Source organism: Bradyrhizobium sp. ISRA442 (assembly GCF_038085055.1).
Taxonomy (GTDB): domain Bacteria; phylum Pseudomonadota; class Alphaproteobacteria; order Rhizobiales; family Xanthobacteraceae; genus Bradyrhizobium.
In genome coordinates this window covers 263,875-283,040 of the sequence record NZ_JALGCN010000007.1, presented here as the reverse complement: position 1 = coordinate 283,040, position 19,166 = coordinate 263,875, and the positions used below count along the sequence as shown (strand labels likewise).

At 63.7% G+C, this 19,166-nt stretch carries 9 protein-coding genes and 2 pseudogenes; 7 read left to right on the top strand and 4 right to left on the bottom strand.

The genetic code is table 11. The features are described from left to right. Positions 1-28 precede the first annotated feature (28 nt). Complete coding sequence (locus MTR72_RS17805) at positions 29-3,250, bottom strand: adenylate/guanylate cyclase domain-containing protein (RefSeq protein ID WP_280970672.1); 3,222 nt, start codon at positions 3,248-3,250, stop codon at positions 29-31. A gap of 289 nt (positions 3,251-3,539) precedes the next feature. On the opposite strand from MTR72_RS17805, the pseudogene MTR72_RS17800 reads away from it, so the two are divergent. The 3 genes and pseudogenes from MTR72_RS17800 to MTR72_RS17790 form a co-directional block, all read left to right on the top strand. Continuing rightward, positions 3,540-3,872: pseudogene (locus tag MTR72_RS17800) on the top strand (S-methyl-5-thioribose kinase); the annotation flags it as partial. Positions 3,873-4,275: 403 nt separating this feature from the next. Then, on the top strand, positions 4,276-6,123 hold the full coding sequence (locus MTR72_RS17795; RefSeq protein ID WP_280970673.1) for an autotransporter assembly complex protein TamA: 1,848 nt from the start codon (positions 4,276-4,278) through the stop codon (positions 6,121-6,123). Continuing rightward, positions 6,123-10,472: a translocation/assembly module TamB domain-containing protein gene (locus tag MTR72_RS17790; protein WP_341510756.1), complete on the top strand. Its 4,350-nt coding sequence runs from the start codon at positions 6,123-6,125 to the stop codon at positions 10,470-10,472. Before MTR72_RS17795 ends, MTR72_RS17790 begins: the two co-directional genes overlap by 1 nt. 19 nt (positions 10,473-10,491) lie before the next feature. Here the strand turns inward: MTR72_RS17790 and MTR72_RS40480 are convergent. The 3 genes and pseudogenes from MTR72_RS40480 to MTR72_RS17780 all read right to left on the bottom strand — a co-directional run. Next, positions 10,492-10,593 (bottom strand): annotated as a pseudogene (locus MTR72_RS40480) (ABC transporter permease); the annotation flags it as partial. A 22-nt stretch (positions 10,594-10,615) separates the two neighbouring features. After that, the gene (locus MTR72_RS17785; RefSeq protein ID WP_280970675.1) at positions 10,616-13,405 is read right to left on the bottom strand and encodes a UPF0182 family membrane protein; all 2,790 of its coding nucleotides are present in this window, start codon (positions 13,403-13,405) and stop codon (positions 10,616-10,618) included. 111 nt (positions 13,406-13,516) lie between these two features. Next, a complete protein-coding gene (locus tag MTR72_RS17780) occupies positions 13,517-13,975 on the bottom strand; it encodes a class I SAM-dependent methyltransferase (protein ID WP_280970676.1) in 459 nt (152 codons plus the stop codon). A 212-nt stretch (positions 13,976-14,187) separates the two neighbouring features. Between MTR72_RS17780 and MTR72_RS17775 the strand changes: the two genes are divergently transcribed. The 4 genes from MTR72_RS17775 to MTR72_RS17760 all read left to right on the top strand — a co-directional run bounded on the left by MTR72_RS17775 (position 14,188) and on the right by MTR72_RS17760 (position 18,975). Next, complete coding sequence (locus MTR72_RS17775; RefSeq protein WP_280970677.1) at positions 14,188-15,063, top strand: LysR substrate-binding domain-containing protein; 876 nt, start codon at positions 14,188-14,190, stop codon at positions 15,061-15,063. Between the two features lie 182 nt (positions 15,064-15,245). After that, complete coding sequence (locus MTR72_RS17770) at positions 15,246-15,887, top strand: (2Fe-2S)-binding protein (RefSeq protein WP_280970678.1); 642 nt, start codon at positions 15,246-15,248, stop codon at positions 15,885-15,887. A 2-nt stretch (positions 15,888-15,889) separates the two neighbouring features. Then, positions 15,890-16,867 carry an FAD binding domain-containing protein gene (locus MTR72_RS17765; protein WP_280970679.1) on the top strand — a complete coding sequence of 326 codons (978 nt, stop codon included), beginning with the start codon at positions 15,890-15,892 and terminating at the stop codon, positions 16,865-16,867. Next, entirely contained in the window at positions 16,864-18,975 is a 2,112-nt protein-coding gene (locus MTR72_RS17760) for a xanthine dehydrogenase family protein molybdopterin-binding subunit (protein WP_341510755.1), read from the top strand. Before MTR72_RS17765 ends, MTR72_RS17760 begins: the two co-directional genes overlap by 4 nt. Positions 18,976-19,166 lie beyond the last annotated feature (191 nt).

The following is a 19,166-nucleotide window of genomic DNA, read 5'->3' as shown; positions in this document are numbered from 1 at the left end:
GCGGACATGTCTGGTCGACCTTGATTCACTAGTTCAACACTTTCACCAGGTCATCAGCCTCGCGCAGATCGCGGGACGTTTCCGCAGATGCAAATTTCGCCCGGGTCGATATCAGCAGCTCTCGTGCTTCGGCGCGTCCGGATGCGCTCTCGCCGGCGCTGACCAGGCGCCCGATGCTGATCGCCGTGCGCAATTCCCAACCGACCGCCCCAAGCTTCCTGGCAGAGGTAAGCGAACGCTTGAACAAGCGCATGGCAGCGCGGTCGTCTCGCAATGGTTCGCAACACAATAGCGAGCCGTGAATCCGATAAATCTCGGGAGCTGCCCAGCGCTCGCCGGTTTTCTTCATCAGCGCCTCAGCCGAAGCAGCGAAGCTTCGAGCCCTTTCCATCTGCCCGATCCGTCCGAATTCTGTGGCGAGCAGAGTTCGATAGAGTGGAATCTGAATGCACCGAGTCTCGGCAGGTAGCCTGCCGAGCAAGCCGCATAATTGTTCGAGCACTTCCGGCGCGGGGCCTCGTGCCGCCAACGCAGCGGTTGCCCACAATGGGCCGATGACCCGGTACATCGGATAGCCGTACTCGTCAGCGACCTTCAGGCCGCGCTTTACGCTGGCAAGGTTGGCCGCAAGATCGCCCTCATACCAGTGATCGGCGACGCCAAGAATGGAGGCAAAAGCTTGCATGAACGGATGCCCGATCTCGTTCGCGAGCTGACGCGCCGTCACACAGCACTCCCTGGCTCGCCCCGGGCGGCCCAGCAACCATTCGATGTGTCCGGAATAGACAAGCGATACGATCAATGGATCATGCTGATAAATCTGGACCAGCTTGCCATGCTCACGCGGATTGTAGCGAGCGCTGACCAGAGCCGCGAGCTCGCTCGCCTGCTCCAAACGACCGAGAAAGAAATTGGCGATTACGGCAGCGGTGTAGGCCATGAGGGCGGCCTCGTCATCGCGCCACGCTTCTGCCCGCCGGACGAAATCCTGCGCGTGTTCGAGGCCCTTGGTGAGCTCGCAGTTGACCAGCTTGGCTATAGTACTTCCCCACAGCACCGTCGCCTTCTCGCGAATGGTGCCATGGCTCGCGCAAAGCTTGAGTGCACGACTGTAGGGGCCATAGACGTTCGGATCGGACCATCCGGCATTGGCCGTGTACGCCATCGCCAAATTGGATTGCAGTGCGATTTCGGCCTCGAAGCGCCGTGGTGACGCCGGCATCTTGGGTATCAGCGAGAGGCCTTCGCGAAGATGAGCCACGGCTTCCTTGGTGGCAGAGCTGCGGAGCGCGGATTTGCCCGCCTGAAGCCAAGCCTCGATCGCTTCCGGAATGTTGCCTGCGCGTGCATAGTGATAGCCCAACACCGCCGGCTGGCTGCTTTCTCCAATGCCGGCTTCCTGGAGCAGCCACGATGCGACGCGCGCATGGAGCTCACGCCTTTCCTCCTTGAGCAACGAGGAGTAGGCGACTTCCTGTATCATCGCGTGCTTGAACGTGAAGACCGTGCCTTGAGACTCCTCGCTACGATACACAATCCCGGCTCTCTCGAGCGCCCGCAACGAGTGTTTCAGCGTTTCGTCTTGACCTGGAAGCACGCTGAAAATGCCGTCATAGTTGAAGCGCCTTCCGAAAACTGAGGCGATCTGGGCGACGCGCTTGGCAGGTCCGAGGCGATCAAGGCGCTCCATCAGTGAATCGTGAATGCTTGCCGGCACCAGAGGTTCCGGCAACCTCCCGCTCGGCACAGGGCTCTCAGCGGCCAGCGGGACCGCGCCGGAATCGACGACGGCCCGCGTAAACTCCTCGACGAAGAGTGGCACGCCGTCGGTTCTTTCCACGATCTGGCTGGTAATCCGGCGCGGTACGAGATCGCTGCCCGCCACGGCTGCGACCATCTGCTCGCATTCATGCGCCGCCAGCTTTTGCAGAGAAATCCGTCGAATTGCCGGGCCTGACAACCAGTCGGCGCTGTAATCATCGCGATGCGTGATCAGGACCATGATCCGCTCGCCAGGACATTGAGCTATCACGCGCACCATCAGTTCGATGGTGGTCGGGTCCATCCACTGGACGTCCTCGACGATTCCGAGGACCGGCCGCTTGCGCGAGGCCGCGACCAGAGCATCGATGAACACCTGCAAGGCACGCTCGCGCTCCGAGGGAGATCCGAGATCCGCGGGTTCGTATCCCGAGCATGCGGGTATCGACAGCACCGCTCCGTAGTAACGAAGCGCCTGCTCGACATCGGTCACGGCTCTTGCCAAGAGCGAACGCAACTTTGCCAATGCGAGTTGCGCGTCGTCGGTGTCCTGGATGCCGGTCGCACGTGTGAGCCGCTCGATTTCCGGGGCAAGCGGCGTGTTGACGTGGAATGGTGAGCATTGCAGCGACAGAACATCGCGCGGAGATGCATCAAGTGAACTGCGAAACTGGCGGATCAAACGTGATTTGCCGATGCCGGGTTCACCGGAAATCACGCCGACCTGTCCCGAGCCGGCTACGCTTTGCTGCCACATCTCGGCAAGCAATGCGCTTTCGCTGGTTCGCGCTATCATCGGAGCAAGAGGCGACCTCCGCGCCCTATCGAACCTGCTTTCGTTAGACGCAAGCGCCTCGGCGCGCCAGGCTTCGACCGGCTCCTCGACGCCCTTGAGCGGTCGTCTGCCAAGCGGCGCGTAGCTGAACGTTCCGCGGGTCAGCTCGTAAGTGCTCGAACCGACCACGACGCCGTTCTCGCTGGCGAGCCCCTGCAGACGGGCAGCGATATGTGCCGAACTGCCGAACACTTCCCGCCGATCGGGCGGCTCGCCGGGCACGCTGCCGACGACGACTAGCCCGGTATTGACCCCAACGCGCACGCCGAGGCGGACGAAACTGCCATCCGACAGCAGAAAGTTGTGATCCTTGATCGCCGCGGCGACCGCCAGCGAAGCGCGGACCGCGCGCTCTGGGTCATTTTCGTGGGCTTGCGGGACGCCAAAATAGGCCAGCAATCCGTCGCCAATCATTCTGGCGATATGACCGCCGTAGCGGCGAATCTGCTCGTCGCAGATATCGCGGTAGGTTCTGACGACCGCGAAGAACTCCTCGGGATCGATCCGCTCGCTCAGGGGTGTCGACCCGACGATGTCGATAAACACTACGGTGAGTTGCCGGCGTTCGGCATGCAGAGCTTCATTCTCGACATTCGGCGGCGCCGGTGTCCGCTGAAGTCCGCCCGAACGATCGGGCTTCGGCTGGCTGCTCATGACCCACCGTGTTCAGTTTCCGCCGTACCGGCCGCGAGGCAAGATCGACGGCGAGCCGCGTCAGGTTGACGCTGCCGAGCGGCCTGTGCTCGGGCAGACAGTTCCAAGGATTGAACACCATGTAATCGCGGTCGTACAGCGCATTCTGCGTCAAATTCTGCCCTGGAATGGCAATACTTCCCAGCCGCATATCTTGAGGACGCGTCTATCACCGCGAGGCGTCCTCGACGTCATCCGACGTGGCGACGTGTCGTACCGGTATGGAGAAATCGAGCACGATGCCATCGCCGCCTTGATGGCCTATTTCGTATCAAGCGGTCACGAGCGCTCGCCGGGCGAACGGCGCGCCTTCGAGGCCTGAGTGCCGGGGACGGTCGCGAAGGTCTGGGGCGAGTTCGTGCGCAAATTCCTCGACCTGTGGGTGGCTGGCGATGCGTATCCCGCCTCGCTCTTTGCCGGAGAGAAGGGCGCCGCGCCCTTGGAGGCGGAGAGGCAGACCTACACGCAACAACGCTTCGCCGATATGGCCGGCTTCGCCGCTGCAAAGGCCATTCGCCGCATCTTCGGCGTCGCCCATAATATCGATTTCGAGCTGATCGAGGACGCGCGCAAGCGGGCGCTTTTTTCGTGGAGCGTATTCGAAACGCAGAGCGTTTGTGAACGTCGTGCTCTTTGTTCAATGAGAGACTACGAAGGGGTTCTCTGTTGCTGCCCTACATTGTCCATCATGATGTCTATCAATTTCGTGTGTGCGGCAGGGAGATCGTGAAGCGTGAGCGGCAGAGCCTCGGGTTGAGCCGATCAATGAGTGTGGGAGTGGAACTATCAAAAGGACCGTGGTGCAACGATGTCTGCCGCCTTTGCCGGGGCGGGCAGGGCGACGATATTGTTCCGTTGCGGCGCGACGCATTCTGCGTTCGGGCTGTGTCGCCATCGTCGGTTGGTCTCTGTGCGAACAGGCTCACGCACTCGATTTCTTTGGCCTCTTCGGTTCCGACGATCCGCCGCCGGTCAGCGCCACGACGTTGTCTTATGGGCTCGAGATCGAAGCCAAGACGCCGGATGGCAAGAACGATAGTGATGCCGAGCAGGTGTTGCGCGATGCCTCCGGCACCTATCGGCTTCGACAGGAATCACCGCCGGACGGCGAAGGCCTCGTGCGCCGGCTTCAGGCAGACATCAATCCGCTGCTCGATGCCCTCTGGGGGCTTGGCCGTTACAATGCCCAGATCGATGTAACGCTGGATGGAGTTCCAATCTCCCTCGACGAGACCGGGCTCGCCGCCGCTGCACGCCGGGCCGACGGCTTTCGCAATCGGACCGCTGTTCCAATCAAGGTCACCGCACGACTCGGTCCGTTGTTCAAGCTGCGCAGCGTCGATGTGGACGTCGATGTGGACTATGCGCACGACGAAGCGCCGCATGGGTTGCCGCGCCGCGCCTTTGCGCTGAAATCCGGCGATCCAGCGATCTCGGCCGACCTGCGCGCCGCGCAGGTGAAGCTTGTTGACTGGTTCCGCAGCAACGGACATCCGTTTGCGAAGATCGGCGACGTCAAGGCCACCGTCGATCATGCGGCCGCCGCAATGGACTTTCGGTTGCGGGTCGAAGCGGGCCCCAAGGCCGGCATCGGCGCTGTCACGATCTCGGGCGGCGATGTCGACCCGAGAGTGGTGGCCACGCATGTCCACCTGAGGGAAGGCGAGCCTTATTCGCCCGAGAGGCTGGCCTTGACGAAAACTTCGATCGCCAGGATCCCAGCCGTCGGAGGAATACGCATCCGCGAGGCCGACAAGCTCGATGCCAATGGCAACCTGCCGGTCTTTATCGATTTGACGGAAAGGCCCAGGCACGCGGTCGGCCTCTCGGCGAAATATTCCAGCGTCGATGGTCCCGGCATTGCAGGCTATTACGAGGATCGGAACATATTCGGCGGCGGCGAGCGCCTGAGGCTCGAAGCGTCCGCCTCGCTCTTGCAACGGGTCGACGGCACTTCGTTCAACGGCTTCAACAATCTCCGCGCCTCGGATTTCGGCGCGCGATTTACCGGTACCTTCATCAAGCCAGGCTTGTTCGGTACGGCCAACGATCTTCTGATCGAGGCCACTGCGTTCCGCGAGCGTGTCGGTAACAACGACCTCGGCGGTTACGCCGACGATACGGTGCGCGGCACGTTCGGCGTGATCCACCGCTTTTCGGAGGCGGCTTCGCTGCAGGCCGGTCTTCAGGTCGAGCAATCGAAATCGCAGGACGTGCTGGGGCGGGTCGATGCGACGCTGATCGGCTTCACCGCGACCGGCCGCTACGACACCACCGATAATCCGCTCGACCCCACGCGCGGCGTGCGTCTCTGGGGGGCCGTCAACGCCTATTCCAAGTTGATGGGCTCCACGATCGACCTCTTTGAGGGCCGCTTCGCGGGCTCGGCCTATTACGCGCTCGACGACCAGGCCGACTACGTGCTGGCAGGCCGGCTGGCCATGGGCTCGCTCACGGGCGCCCCGCTGGCCGAGATTCCGGATGCGCACCGCTTCTACGCGGGCGGCGGCGGATCCGTGCGCGGCTTCGCCTATAACACCATTTCGCCGATGCTGTTCGGCCAGATCACCGGTGGCCGCAGCCTGATCGAAGGCTCCGCCGAAGTGCGCGTGAAGATCACGCCCACCATCGGCCTCGTGCCATTCTTCGATTTCGGCACCGCCTCCAGTTCCTCCCTGCCGAGCTTCAACGACTTTGTCGGCTACTCGGCGGGGCTCGGCCTGCGCTATCTCACGCCGGTTGGCCCGATCCGCCTCGACGTCGCGATGCCGCTGAACCCACGCCCCGGCGACAGCCGCTACGCGATCTATGTCAGCATTGGGCAGGCCTTCTGATGCGCTTACCACGGTCCTTCCTTGTCCGTTCCGCGATGGCGGCCCTAGGGCTGGCCGGTGTCACGGGGCTCGGTGTCGGTCTCTACGCCGCGATGAGCGGGACCGGCGAGAACCAGCAGGACGTGCTCGCCAGCCTCGTCTCGCGGACGCTCTCGACTCCCGCGACCCAGGTCCATATCGGCGGCGTCGACGGAGTGTTGTCCTCGGACGCCACGGTTCGCGACGTCACCATCACCGACAAGGATGGAGTCTGGCTGACGCTCGACAAGGCGCGTCTCGTCTGGCGGCGCAGCGCCTTGTTGATGGGACGGCTGGAGATCGAGCGCCTTGAAGTCGGCACGCTCGATATCAAGCGGAGGCCGTTGCCGTCCGACCAGCCTGTCGAAAAATCCGACGAGCCAATCCTGCCCGAACTTCCCGTGAAATTGCAGGTGAAGGCGTTCAACCTGCATGCCCTGACGCTGGGACAGTCCATCCTGGGCGAGGCGCTGAACGTCACGGCGACCGGAAATACCGAACTAGGCTCGCCCGCCGAAGGGCTCGTCTTCAATCTCGACGCCACCCGCAAGGACTTTGCAGGCCGCTTCAAGGCCGCTCTCGCTTACGTTCCGCAGGGAAATGCGCTCACCCTCGACGTCACGCTCGACGAGCCGGCCCACGGGCTCATGTCGAAGCTCGGCCATCTGCCGGGCGAGCCGCCCGTCACATTCGCACTGGGCGGCCAAGGCACGCTCGACAGCTTCCGTGGTGCCCTGAAGTTGCAGGCCGGCCCCACGATCGATGCGACAGGCACGATTGCGCTTGACCGAAACGGGGCGGGCCGAGTGCTCGCAACGCGCCTTGCTAGCCATCTCGGACCGTTGTTGCCGGCGATTGCCGCGCCGGTCTTTGCCGGTGAAACCAATCTCGACAGCACGACGCGTATTGGTGACGACGGCAGCGTCGCCCTGGACGGGCTGACGCTCACGAGCCGTCTTGCGCGGCTCGACGCGAAGGGCCTGCTCGGAGCCGACAAGGTCGTGGATTTCGCGGCCTCCATCCGCGCCCTGCCAAGCAACGGCGACGTGACCGAAACCGACCACGGCTCGATCCGCAGCCTCGTCTTCGACAGCCGCGTCAACGGCCCGATCAAGGCTCCCACAGCATCGGTCAAGCTCGCGCTGTCGGGCGCTCATCTGCCGGACGGCGACGTCGAGACGCTCGACGCTTCCATCACAGCCGTCCCTCGCGCCGAAGCCAGCGATCCCGCAACGCGCATCATCCTTGACGCGAACCTGCGCGCCTCCGGCATTGCGCCGCGCGACGCGAGTCTGGCGGCCGCGATCGGCAATGCCGCCTCTCTCGTGCTCCACGGCGATACGGACCTGGGCGGCCGCGCCAGGATCGAGCGTCTCGAGATCGGCACGTCCACGGTTCAGGCGACCTATACAGGTGATGTCAGCGCCGATCGCCTGCATGGCCGTGCAACCGGAGCCGTGCCCGACCTCGGGTACTTTGCCGACCTTGCCGGGCTGAAGCTCAAGGGCTCGGTGGCGATCGGCCTCGATCTCGACGCGGACCTGCAGCGTGGCAGCTTTGATGCCCGAATGTCTGGCACCGGCGAGAGGCTTGCGACGGGACTTACGGCGCTCGATGGGCTCGCGGGGACGCGGCTCGCACTCGCAGCCGATCTCTCTGCCGATGGCCGCGACACCTACACGGTCCGCGGCGCGTCGCTCGATGGAGCCCACGTCGCGGTTCGCGCCAAGGGAACGGTGACGCGCGAGACGAGCGACCTGTCGGCGCATGTGGACCTGCCAGATCTCTCGACGGCTGATGCGCGCCTCACCGGTGCGGGAGCTCTCGACGTCGGCCTGACCGGCGGGCTCGCGCATCCCGGCGTTTCGTTCGGGGCTTCGGTGGATCGCGCCACCGCGATGCGGCGCCCCATTCCGCATCTGGAGCTCGCCGCGACCGTCAACGACATCAACGGGCTCTGTGCCGTCGACGCCAAGCTCAACGGCTCCGTCGACGGCAACCCGGCGCGCGGGATTGTTCAGGTGAGCCGCCGATCGTCGGAGCGTGACGATCGCGGAGCTCCGGCTTTTGCCGGATGGGAGGCAAAGACCGTCGACATCGCGATCGGCTCGGTGTCCCTGAAGGGCTCAGGAACGGTCGACGCGCAGGGATTCGCACGCGGGCAGATTCGCTTCGCAGCCGGGGCGCTCGCCGACCTCTCACCGCTTGCTCTCACAGAACTCGCCGGTTCGGCCTCACTCGATCTTGCCGCTTCGGCCGATGGCGGCCAGCAGTCCGTCCGTCTCGTTGGCAAGGGCGCGGGGATCCGTGCCGCCGGTGTGGCCATCCGCAGTTTCGATGTGCGCGCCGATGGCGCCGATCTCTACAGCCATCCGGTCCTCAATGCGGATACCCGGGTCAACGATGCCAAGTTCGGCGGCCAGACCGCCTCCAACATCGCGCTGACGGCCAGGGGCAATGCCGATACGAGCGTGATCCGTCTCTCCGCCAAGGCTGCCGGCTTCGATCTCGATGCCGCGGGTGCGTTGACGTCCAGGGAGCGGACGCGGTTCGATCTCAATCGTTTCACCGCGCGGCGTAGCGCCAACGCGATCGCGCTGCAGGGGCCCGCAGGCTTCACGCTCGACGACGGTACGGTGCTGATCGAGCATCTGGCCCTCGGAATTGGGAGTGGCCGCTTCACCGTTGATGGCAAGGCCGGCAAGGCGCTCGACCTCAAGGCCGTGGCAAGCGCGATTCCGCTCGGCGCGGCCGATGTCGCGATGCCCGGTTTGGGGCTCGCCGGGACGCTTGACGCTTCAGCCACGATCGCCGGCTCCGCGACCGCGCCGATGGGGCAATACAAGGTGGCCGTCAAGCAGCTCACGGCGCCGCAGACCAGGAGCGCGGGCTTGCCACCGATCGACATTGCCGCGGACGGGCGGCTCGATGGAGGCCGCGCGAGCCTGAACACCACGCTTGCCGCGGGAAAAGCCGGCACGATCACGACGTCGGGCACACTGCCGCTCGACGCCACGGGTCCGATCGCGCTGACCGCGAAGGGCCGCCTCGATGCCGCCGTCGCCAACGCGATGCTCTCCGCCTCCGGCCGCACCGTGTCCGGCAGCGTCGCGCTCGATGCCCGTGTCGGCGGCACGCGCGCGAAGCCCCAGATCGGCGGTGTCGCCACCGTGAGCGGAGGTACCTTCCGCGACAGCATGCTTGGCACACGCCTCGAGGCCATCGAGGCGAAAATCACCGCCGAAGGAGAACGGATCGTCGTGGAGCGCCTGGCCGCGGTGACGCCCAACGGGGGTACGTTATCTGGCTCCGGCCAGGTGCGGGTCGCTCCGGATGCAGGCTTCCCGGGCACAATCTCGATCCGTGGCCAGCAGGCGACGCTCGCCGCCAGCGCGCTGGCGACCGCTCAGGCCAATCTCGCCCTCGACGTCACCGGCGCCCTGGCGCGCGATCCGCGGATCGCCGGTCGCATCGACTTGACCCGCGTCAGTGTCGATATTCCGGACCGCCTGCCTTCGACGCTCAAGCCGATCGACGGCATCAACCATGTGAACGCCTCGGGCCAGGCCGCTGCACGCCTTGCGGCTGAGCGCAAAGCGGAGACGCTGAAAGGCAACAAGGGGAGCCCGGCGCTGTTCAACGCTTCGCTCGACGTGACGGTCTCGGCGCCGAACCACGTCTTCATCCATGGCCGCGGGGCGACTGCGGAGCTCGGCGGCTCCATTCACGTGGGCGGCACGACCAACGCTCCGGTGCCGAAGGGCGCCTTCTCCCTTTTCCAGGGCAAGCTGGTGGTGCTCGGAAAGACGTTGACCTTCACCAAGGGCAATCTCTCCTTTAGCGGAGATCTTGCGCCCGAGCTCGATTTCGCGGCAGAGATGCAGGCCTCCGACATCACCGCACAGGTCGGAATCTCGGGACCGGCGGCCGCGCCGGTCTTCGCCTTCCACTCGCAGCCCGAGTTGCCGCAGGATGAGATCCTGTCGCGCATTCTCTTTCAGAAAGCTTCGGGCAGCCTGACCACCTCGCAGGCCGTGCAGCTCGCAGGGGCCGCGGCCCAGTTCGCAAGCGGTGGTGAGGGGACCGTGGACCGCATGCGCCGCTCGCTTGGGGTCGACAATCTAGACGTGGGTGCCGGGGCGGGCGGTCCGGCGGTCGGCGCCTCGCGCGCGATCGGCGACAGGCTGAGCGTGGGTGTGCGGACGGGCGCGAGCCCCAGCCAGTCAGGAGTGTCGGCCAATGTCGACGTGACGCGTCACATCCGCGTCGAGTCGGATGTCGATGCGAAGGGCTCGACATCCATCGGGGTCGGCACGCGATACGAATGGTAAGCCGCTGGCACGAGTCGTTCACTCCAAGCATGCCGCCGATGCCGGAGCAGACCGCCGAGATCACCATCACCGCGCCGAGGATGAGCTTGACGTTGAGGCCGGAATATTCGGCGGCCTCGCGAAAATAGCGCTTCTCGGGCACCTCAGCGATTACCCGATTGCCGACGGATATCTTCCAAAATACCGCGCATCACGCCGATCTCTTTGCCGAAGTCTGTCCAATCGCCGGATTTCAACCGCTCCATGGCGTGATTGTAGTGATCGAGGGCCTCCTGCGCGCGCCTTGCCGCGGACCCTTCGCTGGGCGATTCCGCGGTCGCACCCGGCGCCGGCGCGGGTCCGTCGTCCACGAAGAGTGCCGACAGGGCCTCAGCAAGAGTCTCCTTCATGACGACGTGCTCGCCATAAGCGGCAATCACCCGCTTGAGCTCCGGCAAATGTCCTTGCTCGGCCCGCAAATACAGCGGCGACACGTAGAGAATCGAATTCTCGATCGGAATCACGAGCAGATTTCCCCGGATCACCCGCGACCCCATCTGATTCCACAGCGATATCTGCTGGGAGATCTCCGTATTCTGATGAATTCGCGCCTCGATCTGGAAAGGCCCGTAGACCAGCTTCTCTTTGGGAAATTCGTACACGATCAGCTTGCCATAGCCGGGCTCGTCGCAGCGCGCGGCAAGCCAAGCGATCATGTTGTCGCGACGGCTCGGCACCATCGGGATCATGATGAAGAACTCGGCTTGCGCCTCTCCGGGCAGCCGCATGATGATGTAGTAGGGGGCCATGGTGGTGATGCCGTCCATTGAAGAGACGCCATCACCGGCCGGTTGACGCGGAAATTGCCAGAGGTCCTCCCGGTTATAGAAAACATCGGCGGCTTCCATGTGGTAGGTCTGGAAAAGTCGCGCCTGGATCAGGAAGAGGTCTTCGGGATAGCGAATGTGCTTCTGAAGATCGGACGGCATGGCCGCGAACGGCTTGAACAGGTCCGGGAAGATTCGCTGATAGGTCGCGGCGACCGGGTCGGCTGGGTCCATCAGGTAAAAATCGACGGTGCCGTTGTAGGCGTCGATCACGACCTTCACGGAGTTTCTGATGTAGTTGAGATTGAGGCCGGGCGCGGGCTGCGCGTAGGGAAAATATTCGCTGGTCGTGTAGGCGTCCTGCATCCAGAACACGCGGCCCTCGCTGATAATCAGATAGGGATCGCGGTCCAGCGTGAGGAACGGGGCTATAGCGTCGACCCGCTTCTGGATGTTGCGCCGGATCATGATCCGGCTGCCGCCGCCGATGTAGTCTGAAAGGAGCAGGTTCACATCGTTGAAATGGTGGGCGAAGATCAGTCGCCGCACCATGCTCGACAGCGGGACGCCGCCGGAGCCGTCATAGGACGCATAGACATTCTCCTTTCCCTTGGGATAATCGAATTCTCGCACGGTTCCCTTGACGATGACGTAGTCCTCGGTCTGCTGCCCGTAATAGATGCGGGGCTCGCGTATGTCGGGACCTCCCTGCGCAACCGGAGGAACGTCGTGCAGGTAGAGGAGCGGAAGTCCTTCGCCGCTCTTCTGGGTGACCGGACTCATCACCGCGCCATTGCCGTGGGTGAACAGGATATGGCGGTTGACCCAGGTCTGCGCGTTGGGCGGCAGCAGTTCGGAATTCAACTCGCGTGCCGAGAGCATCACGCTCTGGTAGATGTCGCCAAGCCAGTATCGATCGACATCGAGGTTGCGCAGCTTGTAGTAGGTGCGGATCTCCTGCAATTGCGCGTAGGTGTCGGCCAATGGTTGCCAATCCCATAGCCTTATGTTTTCGATCGTGGCCTTGTTGGCCTCGAGCGTGCTGAAGGTCAGGGTCTGATCCGCAGGGAACGGCCTCGGTGTGATCCGATGGAGATTGTAGGCCTCCCGGGTCAGCGCGATGTTGCGCTCGATGTAGGGACGCTCCCAGGCCAGCTCGTTCGGCCTGACGTAGAAGTGCTGAAACACTGCGGGGATGATGCCCGACAGCAGGAAAGCGGCGCCGAACAGCAGCGCAATCGCAGCGGTGGGGAGGCGGTAGGTGCGGACCCACAGGTTCGCCCATGCAGCCAAGGCGGCGACGATCGACAGCGCGATCAGGATCCACAGGACCGGTAATTCGACGTTGACGTCGGTATAGCCTGCGCCGACCACCACGCCGTTGTCGCCGAACAGCAGGTGGTAGCGATCGAGGCCGTAGGACCACGCCTTCACGGTGAAGAAAACGCCAAGCAGCGCCGAACCGTGGGAGATCGCCGCCGGCGACATTCGCCGGGCCCGGTCCTTGATGTCGCCATTCACCCAGTAGATGGTTCCGGCGAACAGTGCGCTCATGACGAGCGTCAGCATTGCCCAGTTCTTGACGGCGACAAACGCGGGCAGGGAGAACAGGTAGAAACCGATATCCTTGCCGTACAGCGGATCGGTGCTGCCGTAGGGCACCTGATAGATAAACCGGAGCAGCGTGGCCCAGTTGCCGACCTCGGCCCAGGCGACAAGTAAGGCGAAGAGGCCGCTGCTGGCGGCGATCACGCCACGCCACGGCAGCCGCTCGCGCAGGAATTCAAGCGGATCAGGCTGAGCCGCCGCGGCCGCAAGCGTTGGGACAAAGGCCGCAGGCAACCGGGTTCGCCGCCCGGCAAGACCAAGTGCAGTCCGCGCGTTCACCCACAAGATGGTGGCCGTCGCTGCCAAAACGACGAGGAAGCCCGCGGTTTTGGCGCCGATCGTGATCCAGAAGACCTGTTTGTAACTGACCGAGGCGAACCACATCCAGTCGACCAGGATGTCGCCGACGAGAGCAAGCAGGATCAGGCCGATAGCGACGATGATGGCCGCGATGATGAATCCCGCCACGGCGCTTCGCCCTGGTGCCTTCCGTTCGGGTCCGGAAATCCCGATCGTCATAGTGACATTATAGCAGAACGACGGACGTGGCGCGCCTGTCGCGGGGGGCGTCGCACCTGCTTTTTGCTCCGCACCCCTACAATAGGCGGAGGAAGGCATAGGATTGGGCTATTACATGTGCCCGAGGATGGCGGCATCCAGCGAGGAAGTGGGGAGGCGGGGGTCGTGTGGTTCGGCCATCGCGAATGTGACGTTTATCAGCCCCAGTTCTTCCGTTCGCCTGCGGAGCTCGACGAGGTAATCCCGCATGACGCCCTGGGCGACGACAGAGCCGCTGGGGCCGACGAAGTGTGAGAGACGGACCGTGTAGTAGCCGCTGCCCGCACCAATATCGCTGACCGTCATGCCTGGTCTCAGCTCAAGAAGGCGTACGACCTCACCGACCTCATTCAGGGAGTCGCGGTGCTCGTCGGCGGAGCGGCTTAGGCTGGCGATCGGCGCAACCGGACGCCGAGGTGAAGGAAATTCATTTGCAGGGATTCCTGGTGGGGTCAGATAACCAATGTCAGCGGCGCCTGCGCAAGTTGCACCCAGTGCCACGACAATCGTCACCGTGCGGACCAGCGTCATTGTGGATCCGCCAAGAACCGGTAGCAAAATGGTTCCGATACCGTGGACTGCCGCGGCATTGGCGCGCAATATATTCGCGGGGCGATACTCTTTTATTCGTCGGCAAAGTGCGGCGCGAGAGATGTCTCCCCTTCGCGTGGGACGAATTTGCCTGTTTCTGGCATGAACGAGGCGCCCAGACGCGAGCCAGGACGCGAGAGGGAATTGGCCGCATGAATTTTCGACAGATCGAGACGTTCGAGGCCGTAATGAAGTGCGGTACGGCGTCGAGAGCGGCGGAGGTCCTTGGCATAACACAGCCTGCGGTAAGCCGGAGCATCGTTGAGCTGGAGCGATCGGTCGGTTTTCTTCTCTTTGCGAGGGTCCGCAACCGTCTGGTTGCCACGCCTGAGGCCCGCATGCTTTATGACGAAGTCAAAGCAGCTTTCCTCGGCATTGATGCGATCCGTGCCGCCGCTGCTCGAATTCGCGATCACGGGTCTGGGGAGATTCGCGTCGCGTCCCTTTTTGCGGCCAGTCACTCGATCGTGCCGAAGACGGTCGCAATATTCCGAAGGAAACATCCGAACGCCCGGGTTACCTTGCTCGTCCTGCCATCGCGCGACGTACGGCATCTGGTCGCCTCCGGCCAATTTGACCTCGGCCTTGCAGCAGACCTGGTCGATACGACCGGCGTTATCCATGAGACCTTCTTGGCTCGCGACGCGCTCTGCGTTCTTCCGATCGGACATGATCTCTCCTCCAAGAAGGTCATCGAGCCAATGGATTTGCATGATGTGCCCTTCATTGCATACCTTTCGGAGGATCGTTTCAGGCAAAGGATCGACGCAGTCCTGGCAGCGGCCGGTGCGGTCCCGAGGACCGTTGTCGAGACCGCTCTTGCTCCCACTGCCCTCGCTTTGGTTGCAACAGGCGTCGGAGTGACGCTTGCCAGTCCCCATGCGATCAGCGGATTTGATCGCTCGAAGATTGTGGTGAAACAATTTCGACCAGCCATAGAAGTCCGCGTCTTGCTGTTGCTCCCTTCAGACCGACCGAAGTCGCTGTTAGTGCGCGACTTCATTGATGCCTTGATGGCCGCTCGCTAACCGCTCTGGCGGCCGCACATCATAAGTTCTGCGCATAAACCTATAACACTGGATCAGTTGTGCGCTCCGGCTCCTCCGGTATCGTGGTGTGAAATCACAACGAGCAGCCTTGAGACGCTCCGAAGAGAAACCCGGCGCGGAGCTCGCTCGCGCGCGCCATAGGTGCACTAAGAGGAGAAGCAATGCGCAGTTTTGCTGAAGGGCAAGCGAGCAACAATGCCGTTGACCCGTCGGGTGCTTCCGGTCTCGCTCGCCGCGATGTGCTCGCTTTAAGCGGTGCTGCCGCATTGGCTGCAACGACACCGGCCTCTGGGGGATGCGCGGCCCCCGTCAGCACGTCGGCCGCGATCGAACCGACCTCGACGGCCACGATCCGGCTCATCGTCAACGGCAAGGAGGCTTCCATCGAAGTGGATCCCCGCCGCTCGCTGCTCGATGTGCTGCGAGAAACGCTTAATCTCACGGGTACCAAGAAGGGCTGCAATCAGGGCGCCTGCGGCGCTTGCACCATCCTTCTAAACGGGAGGCGGATTGTGTCGTGCCTGACGTTGGCAGCAATGCATGACGGGGCGGAGATCGAGACGATCGAAGGCCTTGAAAAAGATGGCGAGCTTCATCCGCTCCAGGGTGCATTCATCGAGCACGATGGCCTGCAGTGCGGCTTCTGTACCCCGGGGCAGATCATGTCGGCTATCGGCTGCATCGCCGAAAGCCATGCGGGCTCGCTGGACGACATTCGGTTCTGGATGAGCGGCAATATTTGTCGCTGCGGGGCCTATCCGGGGATCGTCGCCGCCGTCGCCGACGCTGCCAAGAGGACCTGACCATGCTCCCGTTCACGATCGAGAAGGTAACCTCTGTCGAGGCTGCCATCGCTGCCGCATCCTCCGGCCGCCGTCTTATCGCCGGCGGCACGACGTTGATCGATCTCATGCGCGACGAGGTGGAGCAACCGGAGCACCTTGTCGACATTAATGCGCTTCCGCTTTCCGAGATCCGCGTCGACCGCTCCGACCTCGTCATCGGCGCGCTTGCGCGGATGGCCGACGTGGCCGCCCATCCTGATGTCCAGCGTCTGCAGCCACTGATCGCCGAAAGCCTGATCGAGGGCGCCTCGCCGCAACTGCGCAACATGGCCTCGATCGGTGGGAACCTGCTCCAGCGCGTCCGCTGTCCCTATTTCCGGATGCTCGATGCGGCTTGCAACAAACGGACCCCCGGCTCAGGTTGCGCGGCGGTCGACGGCCTCAATGTCGGGCACGCCATTCTCGGAACGAGTGATCATTGCGTGGCGACGCATCCTTCGGACGTCGCTGTCGCGCTGGTCGCTCTCGACGCCACCATGCGTGTCAAAGGTCCGGAGGGGGAGCGCAGCTTTCCGGTAGCAGAACTCTTTCGTTTGCCGGGCGATACCCCCCACCTCGAACACACGCTGCTGCCCGGCGAGCTCATCCTCGAGGTGCGGATCCCCGGCGGTCCGAACAGCCGCCGGGCGCGCTATCTCAAGGTACGCGACCGCGCATCCTACGAATTCGCGCTGGTGTCCGCGGCCGCGGCGCTCGACGTTGCGGATGGCGTGATCCGCGAGGCGCGGCTCGCGGTCGGCGGTGTCGGCACTCGGCCCTGGCGTATGCGCGCGGTGGAGGCGGCTCTGACCGGCAAGGCGCCGGATCGGCATGTGGTCCAGGCGGCCGCCCGATTGGCCGTGGAAGGAGCCCGTCCGCTGTCGGGCAATCACTACAAACTCGAACTCCTGCCGCGGACGATTGTTCGCGCCTTCGAAATGACGGGAGGAATCGCATGACGACGAACATCATCGGACAGCCGCTGCCACGGGTGGAAGGTCGCGCCAAGGTCACGGGCGCCGCACGGTACGCGGCCGACTTCAACCAGCCTGGTCAGGCCTATGCAGTGATCGTCAGCGCCACCGTGGGACTCGGGCGCGTGACCGGCATAGAAAGTTCGCAGGTCGAGAAGATGCCGGGCGTCATTGCCGTCATCACGCACGGGAACGCGCCACGCCTGGCGTATGGCCCGCACAAGAGCTACATCGATCCGGCGACAGGCGAGCGGCTGCATGTGCTGCAGGACGACCGCGTACACTTCCATGGCCAGCCGGTGGCGCTCGTTGTTGCCACAACGATCGAGCAAGCGGAGCGCGCTGCCGCGGCGCTGCACGTGGCCTACTTGACTGAGCGGCCGATCGTCGACTCCGCCGACCCGGAGGCCCGGCCCATCGTTCCCGAGGCCGGAAAGCAGCCGGATGCCCGGCTGCCGGCCGACACCGCGCGCGGCAGCGCCGACAGCGCTCTCGCCGACGCGCCAGTGAAGGTGGACGAGACCTATGGCATTGCGCGCGAGAACCACAATCCGATGGAGCCGCACGCGACGATCGCCGCCTGGAGTGGCGATCGGCTGATGCTCTGGAGCAAGAGCCAGTTCGTCGTCAACGAGCAGGCGGAGATCGCGGCGATCTTCGGCCTGCCGCCCGAAAACGTGCAGGTGATCTGCCCGTTCATCGGCGGCGCCTTTGGCACCTCGCTCAGGACATGGCCCCACGTGACGCTCGCGGCCATGGCCGCGCGGCACGTGGGCCGCCCCGTCAAGCTCGTTCTGACGCGCAAGCAGATGTTCTTCACGACGGGCCATCGGCCGCGCACACTGCAAAGGATCGCTCTCGGCGCCTCAGCAGACGGAAAGCTTACCAGCGTGGTTCATGAAGGCATGGGCGAGACGAGCCGCTATGAGGAATTCATGGAGGCTCTGACCTCGGTCACGACCTTCCTGTACTCCTCGCCCAACGTGCGGACCCGCTACCGCCTGCAGCCACTCGATATTGGCACGCCAAACCACATGCGCGGTCCCGGCGAGGCCAGCGGCGTATTTGCCCTCGAATGCGCAATGGATGAGTTGTCCTACAAGCTCCGCCTTGATCCCATAGATCTACGCCGCCGCAACGAGCCGGAAATCGACGAGGGAGAAAACAAACCCTTCTCCAGCCGATCGCTGCTGAAATGCTACGATCTTGGCGCGGAACGGTTCGGCTGGTCGCGACGGGTACCCGAACCGCGCTCGATGCGCGATGGCCGGCTGCTGATCGGAATGGGTGTGGCATCGGCGAGCTACCCGGCCTTTCATGCACCGGCCAGTGCGCTAGCGAGGCTGCTTCCGGATGGCACGGCCGAGGTCGAGGTCGCGGCAAGCGATATGGGGCCGGGCACCTACACGTCGATGACACAGGTTGCCGCCGAGACCCTCGGGCTGCCCGTTGAGCGGGTGCGCTTCAGTCTTGGCCGCTCGGACTATCCGCCCGCGCCATCCCATGGCGGTTCATGGACCATGGCATCGGTTGGCTCCGCGATCCGCGCCGCCTGCATCGCGGTGCAAGAGCAGGCTGCGAAGGGCCGCAACGATCGACCGATCGAGGCTACAGCGTCTTCTGAGCGCGATCCTCAGGCCGCTGCGCGCTTCTCCATGCACTCCTTCGGAGCGGTCTTCGTCGAGATAGCCGTCGACCCGGACATCGGCACGATCCGCGTGCGCCGTGCGGTGGGTACTTATGGCATCGGCCGTGTCGTCAATCCAAGACTCGCTCGCAGCCAATGTACGGGTGGCATGATCGGCGGCATCGGCATGGCGCTCATGGAGCGCACGGTGCTCGATACTCGCGATGGTCGCCCGGTAAACGCGCATATGGCCGATTATCTGATGCCCGTAAATCTGGACGTCCCCCAACTCGAGGCGCATTTCGTCGAGGAGGTGGATCCACACGTCAATGCCCTAGGCGTCAAAGGACTGGGCGAGATCGCCCTCGTCGGCATGGCGCCGGCCATCGCCAATGCCGTCTTTCATGCGACGGGCAAGCGCGTGCGTACCTTGCCGATCCGGATTGAAGATATGCTGACCGCGTAGCTCCGGCCCCGCGGTCTCGCGCGGCACTTCTCGGCGCAAAGCGAAGATCTCGATTCCCGCGAGGCCGCCATGATGGCGTTGTGCTCCTGTTTTGCCCGACGTGTCAAACGCGTTCGCAGCAGCAGCTCAAGCCACCCCGTGCCAAATTCCCCAATGATTTCTACTTTGCATGGGGTTGTTTTCGCATTTTT